The sequence below is a fragment of the Streptomyces griseus subsp. griseus genome, assembly GCF_000720255.1.
GTDB classification, from domain to species: Bacteria; Actinomycetota; Actinomycetes; order Streptomycetales; family Streptomycetaceae; genus Streptomyces; species Streptomyces griseus_I.
Genome location: NZ_JOJE01000013.1, coordinates 295,125 through 312,084, shown reverse-complemented (window position 1 = coordinate 312,084; position 16,960 = coordinate 295,125). Strand labels below are relative to the sequence as shown.

Here is a 16,960-nt window from a genome sequence, read left to right as displayed (position 1 = left end):
CGCCACTTTTCCAAGATCCGAGGTCAGTCATGAACAACGACGTTCCGGTTTCCTCCCGCCGTCAGCTCAGACACGCAGCCGTCGCCGTCCTCGGCGCCGTCTCCCTGCTCGGGCTCGCCGCCTGCGGCAGCGCGGACCCCACCCCCGCGGCGACTTCCTCCCCGGCGGCCTTCAAGCCCGTCGCCCAGGAGAAGGGCAGTGAGATCACGGTCTGGGCCGACGCCACCCGCGTGCCGGGCGTGCAGGCGTACCAGAAGACGCACCCGGACGTGAAGCTGAAGATCGTCACATACAGCGGGGACGCCAACGGTGCCAACGACCTGCAGACCAAGGTCCAGCTGTTCGATCGCACCGGCAGCGGGTGGCCCGATGTCGCCTTCAGCGCCAACGTCAACGACGGCACCTGGGCATCCCAAGGCAAGACCCCCTACGCCGCGCCCGTCAACCAGGACGTGATCCCCCAGTCCACGCTGAAGGGCTTCGCGGACGGCGCGCTGAACCCCTGCACCTTCAACGGCAACACCTACTGCGTTCGCAACGACCTGGCGCAGAACGTGCTCTGGTACAACAAGAAGCTCATGGACGATTTCGGGTACTCCGTCCCGACCACCTGGGAGGAGTACCAGGCACTCGGCGAAAAGGTCGTCAAGGAGCACCCCGGCTACCTGGTCGGAACCGCCGGGGACGCCTGGAGCGCCGAGGTGTACTTCTGGGCGAGCCAGTGCCCTGCCAGCACGGCGACCGGCGCCAGGAAGGTCAAGGTCGACCTGCGGGATTCCAAGTGCACCCGGATGGCCAAGCTGCTCGACAGCCTGATCGCCAAGGGCTCGGTCTCCAAGGACACGGTCTTCAGCGCCGGCTTCGTCAAGAACGAGGCGAGCAAGGTCCTCATGCTCCCCGGCCCCTCCTGGTTCGGCCAGGTGCTCTTCAACTCCACCTTCAAGATCCCCAAGGGGCAGATCGCCGCCGCCTCGCCACTGAAGTTCGAGGGCGACACCAAGAACTACACCGGCAACGTCGGCGGTGGTCTGTGGTTCGTCTCCTCCCACAGCAAGAACCTCAAGGCAGCTTCCGACCTGGTGACCTGGATGGCGACCTCCGACGCCTACCAGGGCACCGCGGGCACCTACCCCGCGTACAAGAAGGCCGCGGTCACCTGGCTCGCCAACCAGAAGAAGACTGGCTACTTCGCCGAGGACGTCAGCCCCGTTTTCATGGAATCCGCGGAGCTGATCTGGCCCGGCTGGTCCGCCACCCAGTACAGCCAGGAGGCGATCTACTCCTCCACCGTGATCCCGGCCCTGAACTCCGGCAAGACCCTCACCGACACCCTGGACACGTGGCAGACGGCCATCACCGACAAGGCCAAGTCCCTCGGATACACCGTCAACTAGCGAAGCGGACCGATGACCACCCACCCCGCAACGGAGCGGAGCGGCGGCCGCGGCGGCCGCTCGGCCCGCAACCCGGTCGGACGCGCCGGTTACGTCTTCGTCTCCGGCTACGTCCTTCTCCTCCTCGCCTTCGGCGTCCTGCCCACCGGTTACGCGGTATGGCTGGCGCTGTCCAACTCCCGCAACCAACTCGTCGGAATGGGCAACTTCACCCGGACGTTCGCCGACTACCGCTTCGGACCGGCCTTCCTCCACATCGGCCTGTACCTGGTGGTGTGGCTGGCCAGCCTGATGATCCTGGTCGTGCTGCTCGCCCTGATGCTGCACGGCCGCATGCGCAGGACCTCCACCAGCCTGCGGTTCCTGTTCTACCTGCCGGGTGCCCTCGCCGGAGTGGCGAGCGTACTGCTCTTCCTGATCCTCCTCGACCCGGCCGCCAGTCCCGTCGGATGGCTGCTGAAGAGCTTCGGCTGGAACACCCTCGCCCAGGTCAACGCCCCCGGTCACCTGCCGGTGCTCTTCACCATCATCGCCTTCTGGACCGGAGCCGGCGGCTGGATCGTGGTCATGTACGGCGCGCTCAACAGCATCCCCGACGAGATCCTGGAAGCCGCTCGCATCGACGGCGCCAACACGCTCCAGATCGCCCTTCGCATCCAGATCCCGATGATCACCAAGTGGATCGCGTACATGCTGATCCTCGCCTTCGCGGCCGGCACCCAGCTCTTCGTCGAGCCGCAACTGGTCTCCCTCGCCAGCTGGGGCATGATCCCCGACAGCTGGTCACCGAACCAGCTCTCCTACCAGTACGCCTTCCAGGCAGGCGACTTCAACGGCGCGGCGGCGCTCTCCGTCGACCTCCTCGTCCTGGGCCTCGCCTGCGCGGCACTCGTCGTCTTCCGCACCGGCCTGTTCGACAGGGACAAAGGATGACCACAGCTCCCACCACCACAGCCCGCCGAACCCCGCCGGGCCACCGTGCCGACGACCGCACCAGCCCGAGGAAACCCATGCGCCGGACGCGCCGCCCACGCTCACTGGCCGCCCGGCTTGCCTGGCTCATCGTCATGGGCCTGTTCACGCTGTTCTTCTGCGTACCGGTGGTGTGGCTCCTGCTGGCCACGACCAAGACCGACAGCCAGATCGTGCGGGACAACCCGTTCTCGTTCGGCTCGCTCGGCGAGGTCGCCGACGCCTGGCACCACCTGTACGCATTCCAGGACGGCGCGATCCTCACCTGGCTGCAGAACTCGGCGCTCTACACATTCGGCGCACTGGCCATCACCCTGGTGACATCGATCCCCGCCGGGTACGCGCTGGCCCTCACCCAGTTCATCGGGCGCCGGATGCTGCTGACCATCACCATGCTCGTGATGCTCATGCCGACGGCCGCGATGGTGTTGCCCCTGTACCTGGGGATGAACGCCGTGCACCTGGACGGCACGATCTGGTCGGTGATCCTGCCCTTCTCCTTCTTCCCGTTCGGGGTCTACCTCACCTACATCTACTTCTCCTCCAACGTCCCATCCGACCTGCTGTCCGCCGCACGGATCGACGGCTGCTCGGAATGGCAGGTCTTCCGTCTCATCGCGATGCCGCTCGCCAAGCCCGTGATCGCCCTGGTCGGCTTCTTCAACTTCGTCGGCAACTGGAACAACTTCTTCCTGCCGTTCGTGATGCTGCCCGACAGCTCCCAGTATCCGGCGCAGGTGGGGCTGAACAACCTGCTCGCCGCCTCCCCGCTGTTCAACACCTCCAGCGGCACGGGAAACCAGATCATGCGGCCCGAACTGGCCCTGGCCACCCTCGTGACCATCGTGCCGGTCCTGATCGTCTTCCTCTTCTCCCAGCGAGCCCTGGTGGCCGGCATGCTCGCCGGCGCGACGAAGGAGTGAACGCGACCAAGGACTGAGGCAGCGGCCACTCCCCTGGCGCCGCCCCTGTATGCGACCGGCGTTCCGCGGCGGGCTGCCCGGCAACGCCGCCCACACTCACCGGAAGGAACCTGATGAAGCGGGTTGCCCAGACGGTCCGCCTGCGGCCCGAGCACCGTGAGGAGTACCTGCGCCTGCACTCAGCGGTCTGGCCGGGCGTCGAGGCCGCGCTGCGGGCCGCGAACATCCGCAACTACACCATCTTTCTGCGTGAGGACACGCTGTTCGGCTACTTCGAGTACCTCGGCGACGACTTCGAGGCCGACATGGCCACCATCGCCGCCGATCCGGCGACTCAGGCGTGGTGGAAGCTCACCGACCCCTGCCAGGAGTCCTGGGCCGACACCGGCACCGGGGGCACCTGGTCGGACCTGACCGAGATCTGGCATCTGAGTGAGTCCGGCACATCGTGACGGTCGTCCCCTGTCCTCCGTCTCTCGCCCGAGCCACCTGACACCCACCCATGGCAAGGAACACCCAGTGAGACTTGTACGAGTCGGCGCGCCCGGCGAGGAGCGGCCCGCCGTCCGCACCGAGGAGGGCCGGCTGTTCGATCTGTCCTCCGTCACCTCCGACATCGACGGCGCCTTCCTCGCCTCGGACGGAATCGAGCGGGCCCGGGCGGCGGTCGTGGCGGGAAGTCTGCCCGAGCTGGACACGGCCGGTGTACGGGTCGGAGCACCCGTGGCTCGCCCCGGCAAGATCGTCTGCATCGGGCTGAACTACCGCGACCACGCCGCCGAGACGGGCGCGGCGATCCCTCCACGGCCGGTGGTGTTCATGAAGGACCCGGGCACGGTGGTCGGGCCGTACGACGAGGTGCTGATCCCCCGCGGCTCCGTGAAGACCGACTGGGAGGTCGAGCTGGCGGTCGTCATCGGACGGCGGGCCCGTTACCTCGGCGGTCCTGAAGCGGCGCGGTCCGTGATCGCGGGGTACACGATCAGCCACGACGTCTCCGAGCGCGAATACCAGCTGGAGTACTCCTCGCAGTGGGACCTGGGCAAGTCCTGCGAGACCTTCAACCCGCTCGGCCCGTGGCTCGTCACCGCCGACGAGGTCGGCGATCCCCAGGATCTCGGACTGCACCTGAGGGTCAACGGCGTGAAGCGGCAGGACGGGCACACCGGCGACATGATCTTCCCGGTGGAGTACCTCGTGTCGTACCTGAGCCAGTACATGGTCCTGGAGCCGGGCGACGTGATCAACACCGGGACGCCCGCGGGCGTGGCCCTCGGCCTCCCCGGCACCCCCTACCTCCGTCCCGGCGACACCGTCGAGCTCTCCGTCGACGGCCTCGGCGCCCAGCGCCAGACCTTCGGCCAAGGGTGAAGGGCGCCCCGTGAGCAACTCGAGCAACGTGAGCGGTGCAAGAGGCATGAGCGGCATAAGGGGCGGCATGAGCGGTTTGTCAGGGCTCAAGGCCGTCGTCACCGGTGGCGCGTCCGGCATCGGGCTGGCCACGTCCCGGATGCTGGCCGAGCAGGGAGCCACGGTGGCCGTCATCGACCTCGACCCCTTCGGCGTTCCCGAGCCGCTGATCGCGCTCCAGGCCGACCTCCGCGACGACGCCTCGGTGTGCGCCGCCGTGGAGGCCGCTGCCGGGCAGCTCGGCGGCTTGGACATCCTGGTGAACAACGCGGGCATCGGCGCCGTCGGTACCGTCGAGGACAACCCCGACGAGGAGTGGCACCGCGTCCTGGACGTCAACGTCCTGGGAACGGTGCGCACGACGCGCGCCGCCCTGCCGTACCTACGGCGTTCTTCGCACGCAGCGGTCGTCAACACATGCTCCATCGCGGCCACCGCGGGCCTCCCCCAGCGCGCCCTGTACTCGGCCGGCAAGGGCGCCGTGCTGTCGCTGACCCTGGCGATGGCCGCGGACCACGTCCGTGAGGGCATCCGCGTCAACTGCGTCAACCCCGGCACCGCCGACACGCCCTGGGTGACCCGGCTCCTGGACGCCGCCGACGACCCGGAGGCGGAACGCGCCGCCCTCGACGCACGCCAGCCTCTGGGCCGCCTGGTGACCGCGGACGAGGTGGCGGCGGCCGTGGTCTACCTGGCGAGCCCGGCGGCTGGGTCCGTCACCGGCATCGCCCTGGCCGTCGACGGTGGCATGCAGGGGCTCCGGCTGCGCCCGGCGGCCGGCGCATGAGAGAGACGACGCTGGGCAGCACCGGTGTCAAGGTCACCGAGCTGTCGTTCGGGGCCGCCGGCATCGGCAACCTCTTCCGCCCGGTCACCGACGAGGCCGCATTCGCCACGGTCGAGGCGGCCTGGGACGCGGGTGTACGCACCTTCGACACCGCCCCCCACTACGGACTCGGGCTGTCCGAGCAGCGCCTGGGTGCCGCGCTGCGCGGACGCGACCGCGACGCGTACACCGTCTCCACCAAGGTCGGACGGCTGCTCGAACCCAACCCGGAAGGCGGCCGCGGCGACGATCTCGCCCACGGCTTCGTCGTGCCCGACGCCCACCGGCGGGTCTGGGACTTCAGCCGCGACGGAGTCCTGCGCTCCCTGGAGGCGAGCCTGGACCGGCTCGGTCTGGACCGGGTGGACATCGCCCTGCTGCACGACCCGGACCATCACGCCGAGCAGGCGCTCACCGAGGCGTACCCCGCGCTGGAACGGCTGCGCGGTGAAGGCGTCGTCAAGGCGATCGGCATCGGCGTGAACCAGTGCCCACTCCCCGCCCGTTTCCTGCGTGAGACCGACATAGACGTGGTCCTGCTCGCCGGCCGTTACACCCTGCTGGAGCAGGAGGGGCTTGTGGAGGTGCTGCCGGAGGCCGCTGCCCGGGGAAAAAAGGTCATCGTCGGCGGGGTGTTCAATTCGGGCCTGCTCACCGACCCGAAACCCGGGTCCATGTACGACTATGCGCCCGCCCCCCAGCAGGTACTGGACCGGGCCCTGCGGATGAAGGCGGTCACCGAACGCTACGGCGTACCGCTGCGCGCTGCCGCTCTGCGCTTCCCGCTCGGCCATCCCGCGGTCGCGAGCGTACTGTCCGGCGCGCGTTCCACCGAGGAGGTCCGCGACACGGTGGACCAGATGCGGCGACCGGTACCGGCCGCGCTCTGGGACGGACTGAGCGCCGAGCGACTGCTGCCGCCGCACGTCCCCGCCCCCGTATCCACACCGGTCGGCGAAGCCGGTCGCCCGGCGCAGGAGTCGAGCAGTCGTGGAGGTGACCGCTGTGGAGGAGACCATCGCTGAGGGTGTCATCGACGCGCACCACCACGTGTGGGACCTCTCCGTCCGGGACCAGGGCAGGATCACCGGACCGGAACTCGCCCCGCTGCGCCGCGACTTCCTGCTCGCCAACCTGGAGCCCAAGGCCCGGGCGGCCGGCGTCACCGCGACGGTCCTGGTCCAGACGATCGACGTGCCGGAGGAAACGCCCGAGTTCCTGGCGTTGGCGAAGAACAGCGACCTGGTGGCCGGCGTCGTGGGCTGGACCGACCTGACCTCACCTGATGTCGCCCGCGCGCTCGCGGCGCTGCGGGAGGGGCCGGGTGGCGAGCACCTGGTGGGCATCCGCCACCAGGTACAGCAAGAATCCGATCCACGCTGGCTGCTGCGGCCGGACGTACTGCGCGGGCTCGCCGCGGTGGCCGAAGCGGGACTCGTGTACGACCTCGTCGTCAGGCCTTACCAGCTCCCGGCCGCCCATGACGCCGCCCGACTGCTTCCCGGTCTCACCTTCGTGCTCGATCACGCGGGCAAGCCCCCCATCGCGTCGGGCGAGCTGCGGCCATGGGCGGACGCGGTGCGCCTGCTGGCCTCGCTGCCCAACACCGTCTGCAAGCTCTCCGGCCTGGTGACCGAGGCCGACCCGGACCGGTGGAGCGTCCAGGACCTCCGGCCGTACGCCGACACGATCCTGGATGCTTTCGGACCGCGGCGGCTGATGTTCGGCTCCGACTGGCCGGTCTGCCGACTGGCCGCCACCTACGCCGAGGTCATCGCCGCGGCAAAGGAGTTGACAGCCTCCCTCGCCCCCTCCGAACGACACGAGATCTTCACCGGAACCGCCCTGCGGACCTACGGTCTGACCGTCACCGGCCCCCCGGCCACCCAGGAAGCACCATGCGCATAGCTCTCTTCATCACCTGCTTCAACGACATGATGTTTCCCCGCACCGGCCAGGCGGTGACCGAACTGCTGGAACGGCTCGGCCACACCGTGGAGTTCCCGCAGGGCCAGACCTGCTGCGGCCAGATGCACTTCAACACCGGCTACCGCCCCGAGACGCTGCCGATGGTGCGCCGATTCGCTGCGGTGTTCGCGGGTTACGACGCCGTCGTCGCCCCCTCGGGGTCCTGCGCGGGGATGGTGCGCGACCACCATCGCGTGGTGGCGGCCCAGTACGGCGACGCCGCACTCGCCGAGGCGGTCGAGCAGGTGGTGCCGACGGTGTACGAGCTGTCGGAACTCCTCGTGGACGTCCTCGGCGTCACCGACGTGGGCGCCTGTTTCCCGCACCGCGTCACCTACCACCCGACCTGTCACTCGTTGCGTATGCTCCGCGTCGGCGACCGACCGCTCAGGCTGCTGCGCGCCGTGAAGGGCATCGACCTCGTCGAACTGCCCGCCGTGGAGTCCTGCTGCGGCTTCGGCGGCACCTTCGCGCTGAAGAACGCCGACGTCTCCAACGCCATGCTGGCCGACAAGATGCGTCATGTACAGGAGACCGGCGCGGAGTTCCTGTGCGCGGGCGACAACTCCTGTCTGACGCACATCGGCGGCGGCCTGTCCCGGCTGCGTACCGGCGTCGCCACTCTGCACCTGGCCGAGATCCTGGCCTCCACGGAAGGAGACGGACGATGAGCGGCGCGGACAACGTCGTATGGCTGGGTACCCCGGCCTTCCCCGAGGCGGCACGCACCGCGCTCGCCGACAGGCGTCTGCGGGCGAATCTGCGCAGGGCTACCGGCACCATCCGGGACAAGCGGCTGGCGGCCACCGCCGAGCTCGACGACTGGGAGGAACTGCGGGAGACTGCGGCAGCCCTCAAGCGCCGCACCCTGCGTCACCTCGACCAGCATCTGCTTCGGCTGGAGGAGACGGTGACCGCCGCCGGCGGCACGGTCCACTGGGCGTCGAACGCGGCCGAGGCGAACGCCATCGTGACGCGCCTGGTTCAGGCGACCGGCGAGAGCGAGGTCGTCAAGGTCAAGTCGATGGCCACACAGGAGATCGGCCTCAACGAGGCGCTCGCCGAAGCGGGCGTCCGCGCCTACGAGACCGATCTCGCCGAACTCATCGTGCAGCTGGGCGGCGACCGGCCCTCGCACATCCTCGTACCGGCCATCCACCGCAGCCGCTCCGAGATCCGCGAAATCTTCCAGCGGCAGATGGGGAAATGGGGCCGACCCGCCCCCGAGGGACTCACCGACGACCCACGCGACCTGGCCGAAGCGGCCCGTCTCCATCTGCGGGAGAAGTTCCTGCGGGCCAAAGTGGCTGTCTCCGGAGCAAACTTCGCCGTCGCCGACACCGGAACGGTGATGGTCGTGGAATCGGAGGGCAACGGGCGGATGTGCCTGACCCTGCCGCAGACCCTGATCACCGTCATGGGCATCGAGAAGGTCCTGCCCTCCTTCGCCGACCTGGACGTCTTCCTTCAACTGCTGCCCCGCTCGTCCACCGGCGAACGGATGAACCCGTACACCTCGCTGTGGACCGGCGTCACCGACGGGGACGGGCCCCAGGACTTCCATCTGGTCCTCCTCGACAACGGCCGTACCGCGACCCTGACCGACGAGGTGGGCAGGCAGGCACTGTCCTGCATCCTCTGCTCGGCCTGCCTGAACGTGTGCCCGGTGTACGAGCGCACGGGCGGCCACGCCTATGGCTCGGTGTACCCCGGCCCGATCGGCGCCGTACTCACCCCGCAGCTCGTGGGCGTGGAGAACGCGGCCTCGCTGCCCTTCGCCTCCACTCTGTGCGGGGCGTGCTACGACGCCTGCCCGGTCAAGATCGACATTCCGGAGGTGCTGGTCCACCTGCGGGCGAAGGCCGTGGAGGCCAAGCGGCGGGACCGGCTACTACCCACCTCCGAGGCTCTCGCCATGAAGGCCGCGGGCGCGGTGCTGTCCTCCCCCAGGCTGCTGGCGGCCCTCGAGCGACTCGCCGCCTCGGGTGCCCGGCTGGTGGCCCGCGACGGCCGGATCGGAGTGCTGCCCGGCCCGTTCGCCCGCTGGTCCGGCACCCGCGACACCCCCGCACCGGCCCGCGAGCCCCTGCGCGCCTGGTGGCGACGGACCAGAGGAGAAGGCCGTACGACGACGGAAGGGACGGGTCGATGAGCGGCCGAGACACCGTACTGCGCGACATCCGGAGCGCGCTGGCCGACGTACCGGATTCCGAGGCCGGCGCCGAAGACGCCGTCGCGCAGGATCCGCGCTCCCACCCGGCAGGGCCGGACGTCGTCGAGCTGTTCATCGAACGCGCGACCGACTACCGCCATCGTCGTCCGTGTTCCGGCGTCCGACGCCGTGGCCGCCGTGGCCCGCGCGCTGACGCGCACCGGAGCGAAATCCCTCGTAATGCCCCCGGGATACCCCGCAGACCTGGTGCCCGAAGGACCCTGGTCCCGCAGGATCAGCCCGGCAAGCGCCTTCTTGCTGTCGATGAGCTGGCGCAGCAGTCCGCGCCGGCGGGACGTGGGCGTGGTGGCGGTCGGCGTGGTGGCCGTCGCGATCTCGATGGCGGTCATGTCGGCAACCTCCTCAGCGGACGCGGACGCGCGGGTCGAGACGGACGTAGACGAGGTCGACGAGAAAGTTCGCGAGCAGCACCGCCGCCGTGATCGTCAGGAAGATGCCCTGCATCAACGGGTAGTCCAGGCCCTGGACGGCCATCAGCAGCTGGTAGCCGATACCGGGGTAGGCGAACACGACCTCGGTGAGCAGGGCACCGCCGACGACGAAGCCGAGCGCCATGCCGAAGTTGGTGACGGACGGCAGCAGCGCGTTGCGGGCGGCGTAGCGGAACATGATCCGCGAGGGGCTGAGCCCCTTCGCCTCGGCCATCGTGATGTAGTCCTCGGCCGCCGTTGCGATCATGGTGTTGCGCATGCCGAGCATCCAGCCGCCGATGGAGACCAGCACGATGGTCAGCGCGGGCAGCACCAGGTGGGTGACGACGTTCGAGAGGAACTCGCCGTTGAAGCCGGGGGTCAGACCGACGTCGTAAGCGTGCCGCATGGGGAACCAGCCCAGGCTCACCCCGAACAGGTACAGCGCGCCCATGGCCAGCCAGAAGTACGGGAACGAGCCGACGAAGATCAGCAGGGGCGGGAAGGCGGAGTCGAGGACGCCGCCGCGCCGCCAGGCGGCGACGATGCCGAGCAGGTTGCCGAGGACGGCGGCGATGACCAGCGCGACCCCACCGAGGAGCAGGGTCCAGCCGATCTGCGAGCCGATCACGTCGGAGACCGGGGTCGGGAAGCGGCTGATGGAGATGCCGAGGTCGCCGGTGAAGACGCTCTTGACGTAGGACGGCCGCGGCCGACACCGGGCTCTACCACGAGCAGTACCGGCCCCAGTTCCACTTCACCCCGGCGGAGAACTGGATGAACGACCCCAACGGCCTGATCTGGTACAAGGGTCAATATCACCTGTTCTTCCAGTACAACCCGTCGGGCGACACCTGGGGCAACATGTCGTGGGGTCACGCGGTCAGCACCGACCTGGTGCACTGGAAGCAACTCCCGCTGGCCATCCCCCAGGACGACGACGAGATGGTCTTTTCCGGCAGCGTCGTACTCGACAAGAACAACAGCACCGGCTTCGGCACCAAGTCCAACCCGCCGCTCGTCGCCGTCTACACCAGCCAGCAGAAGGCGACCGGCAAGCAGGAACAGGCCCTCGCCTTCAGCACCGACGGCGGCACCACCTGGACCAAGTACTCCGGCAACCCGGTCCTGGACATCGACTCGACGAACTTCCGCGATCCCAAGGTCTTCTGGTACGCCCCCACCAAGAGCTGGCTGATGGCCGTCGCCCTCGCGGACCAGCGCAAGGTCTCCTTCTACTCCTCGCCCGACCTCAAGAAGTGGACCCACCAGAGCGACTTCGGCCCCGCGGGCGCCACCGGCGGCGTGTGGGAGTGCCCCGACCTGTTCCCGCTTCCGGTCGACGGCAACCCCAAGAAGACCAAGTGGGTGCTGGTCGTCGGCACGCAGTCCATCGCCGGCGGCACCGGCACCCAGTACTTCACCGGCGACTTCGACGGCAAGCACTTCACCTCCGACGACCCGTCCGGCTACACCGCACCGAGCGGCACCACCCTGAACGATTTCGAATCCCTCCTACGGCGACTGGACCACCACCGGCACCGCCTTCGGCTCCGCCCCCGCCACCGGCACCCTGCCCGACCAGCAGACCGTCACCGGCTACCAGGGAACCGGCCTGGTCAACAGCTACAACGGCGGCGACGGCACCACCGGCGCCCTCACCTCACCCGACTTCATCGTCAGCAAGCGGTATCTGAACTTCCTTGTCGGCGGCGGCAACCACCCCTACATCGAGGGCGCCGGCGACGGATCGGCACCGCCCGGGCAGGTCTTCGCCGACTTCTCCGGGGACACCTACGGCGACGGCTGGACCGCGACGGGCTCGTTCGCGAACTCCGGACCCACCACCGAAAGCCTCCCCGGCCAGCTCGGCTACAAGGTCCTCGACACCTACAACCCCGACGGCGACCCCGGCACCGGCACCATCACCTCGCCCACCTTCACCATCACCAGCAAGTACATCGACCTCCAGGTCGCCATGGGCCGCCACCCGAACGACCAGCCGGCCCCGACCGCCGTCAACCTCATCGTGGACGGCAAGGTCGTGGCCACCGCGACCGGCGCCAACAGCCCCGACCTCATCTGGAACTCCTGGGACACCAGCGCCTACCTCGGCAAGGAGGCGCAGATCCAGGTCGTCGACGACAACAGCGGCGGCTGGGGCCACATCGCCGTCGGCAACATCGTCTTCTCCGACCAGCCCGCGGCTCCCCTCGACAACCAGACCGCCGTCAACCTCCTCGTCGACGGCAAGGTGGTGCGCACCGCGACCGGCTCCAGCAGCGAGACGCTGGACTGGAACTCCTGGGACCTGCGCGACCTGATCGGCAAGAAGGCACAGATCCAGGTCGTCGACCACAACAAGGGCGGCTGGGGCCACATCCTCGCCGACGACTTCACCCTCGCCGACGACCCCGCCCGCAACAGCCTGCAGCGCGCCCACTGGATCGACTACGGCGCGGACTTTTACGCCGCCGGCACCTTCAACGACGCCCCCGGCGGCCGCCGCGTCATGCTCGCCTGGATGAACAACTGGAACTACGCACAGGCGATCCCCACCTCCCCGTGGCGCAGCGCCGACACCTTCCCACGCCAGCTCGCCCTGAAGACGGTCGACGGCCGGGTCCGGCTGGTCCAGCAGCCCGTCGGCGAACTGAGCACCCTGCGGGGTAAGGAAACGGCCCTCGGCGCCACCACCATGGACAACGCCGTCACCGCGCTCTCCGTCTCCGGCGGCACCCTGGAACTCCAGGCCGACCTCACCGCGGGCACCGCCGCCCGCTTCGGCCTGGACGTCCGCACCGGCGGCAAGGAGCGCACCCGCATCGGCTACGGCACCGCCACCGGCGAGGTCTACCTGGACCGCACCGCCTCCGGCAAGGTCGACTTCGACCCCAGCTTCCCCGGGGTCCATCGGGCCCCCCTCGCGCTCAAGGACGGGCGGCTGCATCTGCGCGTGCTCGTCGACGAGTCTTCCGTCGAGGTCTACGCCGACAACGGGCACGGTGGCCAGGTCGTCCTCACCGACCAGATCTTCCCCGACCCCTCGAGCACCGGTGTCGACGTCTTCGCCGAGGACGGCACCGCGACCCTCAGCAATCTGCGGGCCTGGAATCTGAACTCCGCATGGAAGAAGTAGCCGCAGTGGGTAACGACGTGGTCGGCTATTGAAGACCGGAGGCCGGGCCGTGCGGCTCAGTCCCCCGAGGTCTCACCGTGGTTGGTGTTTTCGGCCGTTGGTGAACGTCGGAACTCCGGCAGGACTGTTCCGCATATCGTCCGGGACATGGTTGATCAACGCTCGGTCGACGTAGGAGGGGTCCGGCTGGCCTATCAGGTGTCGGGTCCGTCGGATGTTCCGCCGCTCGTCCTGTTGCACGCGCTGGGCGAGGATGCCACCGACTGGGAGACGGTGGTGCCCGTCCTCGCCCGCAGCCGACGGGTGTACGCCCTCGATCTTCGCGGTCATGGCCGAAGCGACTGGCCGGGGGATTACTCGCTCGAACTCATGCTGGCCGACGTGCTTCGGTTCCTCAACACGCTGGGGCTTGGTCAAGTGGAACTGATTGGGCACTCCATGGGCGGGATCGTGGCCTACATGCTCGCGGAGGACCATCCGCAGCGGGTGAGCCGGCTCGTCCTGGAGGACGTTCCGATCCCGCGCCCCCGGGAGCAGACCACCCCGACCAGGCCGGACGGGGACCTGACCTTCGACTGGGAGATGGTGCTGGCCATCAGGCGCCAAATCGACATGCCTGACCCCAGGTGGCTGGAGCGACTCAGCGAAATCACCGCCGAGACCCTGGTGGTGGCCGGCGGCCCACGCAGCCATGTGCCCCAGGACGGTATCGCCGAGCTGGCCCGGCGTATCCCCGGCGCGCACACGGTCACCATCCCGGTTGGCCACCTGATCCACCGCGCGGCGCCGGAGGCGTTCTTGGAAGCGATTTCAGCGTTCCTGCTGACGGAGCAGGAACGCCGCCCAGGCCCGCCGACCAAGGACGCACAGTGACAGGCCGTGACGTGAGACAGCCGCACGGGTTCTTCGGGTGTGAGTACGAAGTGGGCCCGTGCGGCCTCGTCCCATCCTGTCTTCACCGGCATCTCCCGTGCACATCTCGGCGGTTTGATCGAGGAGTTGGCTCCTGCCTGGCGGGCCCGTCGGGAGTCCGCACTGCGTGAGCGTCGGGGCGGCGCGCGGCGCCGTGCCGCCGGGGCCGGGCGCAAGCACGAGCTGGTCTTCACCGACCGGATCCTGGTCACGCTGGTCCATCTGCGCACACAGCTCCCGCATGCCGCGCTCGCCGAGCTGTACTCGGTGGGCCGTCCCACCGTCACCGAGGCCATCGGAGAGATCCGTCCTCTGCTCGCCGACCGGGGCTTCGCCGTCCCCGACCGGCCCGGCCTGCGGCTGTGCACTCTCGCGGATGTGTTCGCCTATGCCGACGCTGAGGGCGTGAAGCTGCGGATCGATGGCACCGAGACCCAGGTCCGGCGCCCGAAGGCCCACCACCCCGGCCGCTGTGCGTTCGTCTCCGGCAAGAAGAAGCAGAACACCATCAAGACCACCACGATCAGCGACCACCAGGGCCGCACCCTGTGGTCCGGCGCCGACCGGCCCGGAAGAATGCACGACCAGACGGCCATGCGCACCGAGGGAATCGCCGAACAGTTCCGCCTCCATCCGGCCGTGAAGGCCGAGGTCGACGAGGGCTACCGGGGCCTGGCCAACGAGTTTCCCGAACAGATCAGCGCGCCGCCGAGGAAACCGAAGGACAACGACCCACCGCTCGGCGAGCAGTACGCCTGGCGCGAGTGGCGCCGCCGCCAGTCCTCACGCCGGACCTGCGTCGAACACGCCAACGCCGAGCACAAGCAATGGCGTCCGCTGCAACGCTTCCTCGGACGCCGCGAACACTACGCAGCCACCCACCGGGCCGTCGCCAGCCTGATCTCGGACCGCGCCGCCCAGCGGCCCACCCGGCACAAGCCGAGCACCGAACTCGTGCCCGTCAGCCCGATGGCCTGCTGAATCACCTACCAGCCGAACCCCCGGGCCAGCACGCCTCAACATCAACTGCCGACAAAGCCGTAAGCCCTCCGGAGGATGATCAAGGGAGTCCTCCACCGCCAGGACAACATCGACTGATCCATGGAGCACACCAGCCCCGCCCCGGCGAACGACTCGCACGCTCCCGGGGCGAGCTGAGCTTCCTCCTGCCGTACGGCTGGCCGCGCCCCTGTGCCTGCGCGAGTACCGGACCACTCTGGCTCGCGATCCACCCCGCCAGACCGTCTTCCTCACGAGTGTTCTCACGAGCCGCCGGTGAGTACGACGTGGAACGCGCCGTCGCCGAGGATCTTCGTGTCGATGGAGCAGAAGTCGCGGACGATCTTGACGTCGAGGTCGGCCTTGGTGTCTCTTGCCGGGCATCCCGCCCGAGCAGGCGTGCAGCACCTGGCACACAGCCGGCGGTACGGCTCGCGGTGATCACCCTCGGCGCCGACGGCACCCTGGCCTCACTCGACGGAGAACGGATGCGCGTGCCCGCAGTGACCACGAAGGTCGTCGGCACGGTCGACGGGGGCGACTCCTTCGCCGCCAGGCTGCTCCACGTTTTGGCGCCCGTGGGCTTGCTCGGAGGTCGGCTTGTCGGCCTCGGGCTCCTTGATCGCAGAGCTGGGCCGTATCAGCCGGAGGTAGCCGCTTCCGCTTCCCTGCGTCCCATCAGCGTCCCAACCATCGCTCTCGCCCGCCGATCAGACCGCCCGCTCCAGCCCACAAGGGCCACCGCACAATTCATAACCGCAGGTCAACGAAGCGCCCAACTACTCGTCACCACATCAGTGTTGAACTCACGAGCAGCGGATTCAGTCCGTTGTCCCAAAGTCCTGAATCTGCACGCCCGAAGAGACGTTTCCGCAGGTCACAGCCCTGCACAGGTGGGGCGGGTGGGACTCGAACCCACGGCCGACGGATTATGAGTCCGCTGCTCTAACCGGCTGAGCTACCGCCCCATAGCGGCGTGTCGCGTACATGCGTGCGCGCCGTCTGCCGCAGCATAGCCGCTCATACGATCTCCTGCTTCGGATGGTCGGCTTCGTGCGGCCTTCATGACCTTGAGGACTGCGTCGCACGTCGGCGCGGTTCCCAGGACATGAGGTCGGACATGAAAAAGGACCCCCAAGGGGTCCTCGTTCAGCATGCTCCCCCGACTGGACTCGAACCAGTAACCTGCCGGTTAACAGCCGGCTGCTCTGCCAATTGAGCTACGGAGGACCGAGCTCCCCCGACTGGACTCGAACCAGTAACCTGCCGGTTAACAGCCGGCTGCTCTGCCAATTGAGCTACGGAGGAATGCCTCGTTGCATCGAACGTACCCACCTGGGTATCTGCCAGGGGGCGGGCGCTCGCTGCGACACATACATTAGCGCAAGCAGGGGGGTGCTTTGCCAATCGGCTCCCCCGGCGCCGACGCCGCACCAGATATCTACACAAGGGAGAGGGTGGCCGTCATGCGCTACCGGCTCACATTCGTCGCCGGAATCGTCCTGGGCTACGTGCTGGGCACACGGGCCGGACGCGAGCGCTACGAACAGTTGAAGAAGTCCGCACGCCGGGTCGCCGAGAACCCCGCGGTCCGCAACACCGCCGAGTCGGCGGCCCAGCAGAGCCGCCAGTTCGCGGGCAAGGCGTACCACGCGGTGAGCGACAAGGTCGGCGACAAGGTCCCGGAGTCGGTCGCGGGCCGGGTGCGTTCGCTGCGGGAACGCAGCGCGCACGACGGCGGCGCGGACGACTGGGGCACGAGCAACACCTAGCG

The 16,960-nt window shown here is 68.7% G+C and carries 15 protein-coding genes, 3 tRNA genes and 2 pseudogenes; 16 read left to right on the top strand and 4 right to left on the bottom strand.

The window, feature by feature from the left end; genetic code table 11:
* Positions 1–29: 29 nt before the first annotated feature.
* From IG99_RS20085 to IG99_RS20040, 10 genes are all read left to right on the top strand, one after another.
* The gene (locus IG99_RS20085; RefSeq protein ID WP_037675860.1) at positions 30–1,394 is read left to right on the top strand and encodes an ABC transporter substrate-binding protein; all 1,365 of its coding nucleotides are present in this window, start codon (positions 30–32) and stop codon (positions 1,392–1,394) included.
* 12 nt (positions 1,395–1,406) lie between these two features.
* Positions 1,407–2,327, top strand: coding sequence for a carbohydrate ABC transporter permease (locus tag IG99_RS20080; RefSeq protein ID WP_037675858.1), 921 nt, complete (start codon positions 1,407–1,409; stop codon positions 2,325–2,327).
* Positions 2,328–2,404: 77 nt separating this feature from the next.
* Positions 2,405–3,289: a carbohydrate ABC transporter permease gene (locus IG99_RS20075; RefSeq protein ID WP_037675855.1), complete on the top strand. Its 885-nt coding sequence runs from the start codon at positions 2,405–2,407 to the stop codon at positions 3,287–3,289.
* A gap of 113 nt (positions 3,290–3,402) precedes the next feature.
* Positions 3,403–3,741 (top strand): L-rhamnose mutarotase, encoded by a 339-nt coding sequence (locus tag IG99_RS20070; RefSeq protein ID WP_078947796.1) that lies wholly within the window; start codon positions 3,403–3,405, stop codon positions 3,739–3,741.
* A gap of 67 nt (positions 3,742–3,808) precedes the next feature.
* Entirely contained in the window at positions 3,809–4,660 is an 852-nt protein-coding gene (locus IG99_RS20065; protein WP_037675851.1) for a fumarylacetoacetate hydrolase family protein, read from the top strand.
* A 67-nt stretch (positions 4,661–4,727) separates the two neighbouring features.
* A complete protein-coding gene (locus IG99_RS20060) occupies positions 4,728–5,486 on the top strand; it encodes an SDR family NAD(P)-dependent oxidoreductase (protein WP_037675850.1) in 759 nt (252 codons plus the stop codon).
* Positions 5,483–6,550, top strand: coding sequence for an aldo/keto reductase (locus IG99_RS20055; RefSeq protein ID WP_051865607.1), 1,068 nt, complete (start codon positions 5,483–5,485; stop codon positions 6,548–6,550). The genes IG99_RS20060 and IG99_RS20055 overlap by 4 nt, the downstream gene beginning before the upstream one ends.
* Entirely contained in the window at positions 6,522–7,433 is a 912-nt protein-coding gene (locus IG99_RS20050; protein WP_234311899.1) for an amidohydrolase family protein, read from the top strand. The genes IG99_RS20055 and IG99_RS20050 overlap by 29 nt, the downstream gene beginning before the upstream one ends.
* Complete coding sequence (locus IG99_RS20045; protein ID WP_037675849.1) at positions 7,424–8,164, top strand: (Fe-S)-binding protein; 741 nt, start codon at positions 7,424–7,426, stop codon at positions 8,162–8,164. The genes IG99_RS20050 and IG99_RS20045 overlap by 10 nt, the downstream gene beginning before the upstream one ends.
* The gene (locus tag IG99_RS20040) at positions 8,161–9,645 is read left to right on the top strand and encodes a LutB/LldF family L-lactate oxidation iron-sulfur protein (protein ID WP_037675848.1); all 1,485 of its coding nucleotides are present in this window, start codon (positions 8,161–8,163) and stop codon (positions 9,643–9,645) included. The genes IG99_RS20045 and IG99_RS20040 overlap by 4 nt, the downstream gene beginning before the upstream one ends.
* A gap of 423 nt (positions 9,646–10,068) precedes the next feature.
* On the opposite strand, the gene IG99_RS20035 is transcribed toward IG99_RS20040, so the two are convergent.
* Positions 10,069–10,767: an ABC transporter permease gene (locus IG99_RS20035; RefSeq protein WP_234311894.1), complete on the bottom strand. Its 699-nt coding sequence runs from the start codon at positions 10,765–10,767 to the stop codon at positions 10,069–10,071.
* 146 nt (positions 10,768–10,913) lie between these two features.
* Between IG99_RS20035 and IG99_RS50370 the strand changes: the two are divergent.
* The 5 genes and pseudogenes from IG99_RS50370 to IG99_RS50360 form a co-directional block, all read left to right on the top strand.
* Positions 10,914–11,534 (top strand): annotated as a pseudogene (locus IG99_RS50370) (glycoside hydrolase family 32 protein); the annotation flags it as partial.
* Positions 11,535–12,114: 580 nt separating this feature from the next.
* On the top strand, positions 12,115–13,275 hold the full coding sequence (locus tag IG99_RS50365; RefSeq protein ID WP_051865599.1) for a glycoside hydrolase family 32 protein: 1,161 nt from the start codon (positions 12,115–12,117) through the stop codon (positions 13,273–13,275).
* 147 nt (positions 13,276–13,422) lie between these two features.
* On the top strand, positions 13,423–14,148 hold the full coding sequence (locus IG99_RS20025; protein ID WP_037675846.1) for an alpha/beta fold hydrolase: 726 nt from the start codon (positions 13,423–13,425) through the stop codon (positions 14,146–14,148).
* Between the two features lie 39 nt (positions 14,149–14,187).
* Positions 14,188–15,168, top strand: coding sequence for a transposase family protein (locus tag IG99_RS20020; protein ID WP_051865596.1), 981 nt, complete (start codon positions 14,188–14,190; stop codon positions 15,166–15,168).
* A gap of 388 nt (positions 15,169–15,556) precedes the next feature.
* A pseudogene (locus IG99_RS50360) lies at positions 15,557–15,809 on the top strand (PfkB family carbohydrate kinase); the annotation flags it as partial.
* 271 nt (positions 15,810–16,080) lie between these two features.
* Here the strand turns inward: IG99_RS50360 and IG99_RS20015 are convergent.
* The 3 genes from IG99_RS20015 to IG99_RS20005 form a co-directional block, all read right to left on the bottom strand.
* Positions 16,081–16,154 (bottom strand) — tRNA-Ile (locus tag IG99_RS20015).
* A gap of 189 nt (positions 16,155–16,343) precedes the next feature.
* Positions 16,344–16,416, bottom strand: a tRNA-Asn gene (locus IG99_RS20010).
* 5 nt (positions 16,417–16,421) lie between these two features.
* Positions 16,422–16,494 (bottom strand) — tRNA-Asn (locus tag IG99_RS20005).
* A gap of 158 nt (positions 16,495–16,652) precedes the next feature.
* On the opposite strand from IG99_RS20005, the gene IG99_RS20000 reads away from it, so the two are divergent.
* Positions 16,653–16,958 (top strand): hypothetical protein, encoded by a 306-nt coding sequence (locus tag IG99_RS20000; RefSeq protein ID WP_037675950.1) that lies wholly within the window; start codon positions 16,653–16,655, stop codon positions 16,956–16,958.
* Positions 16,959–16,960 lie beyond the last annotated feature (2 nt).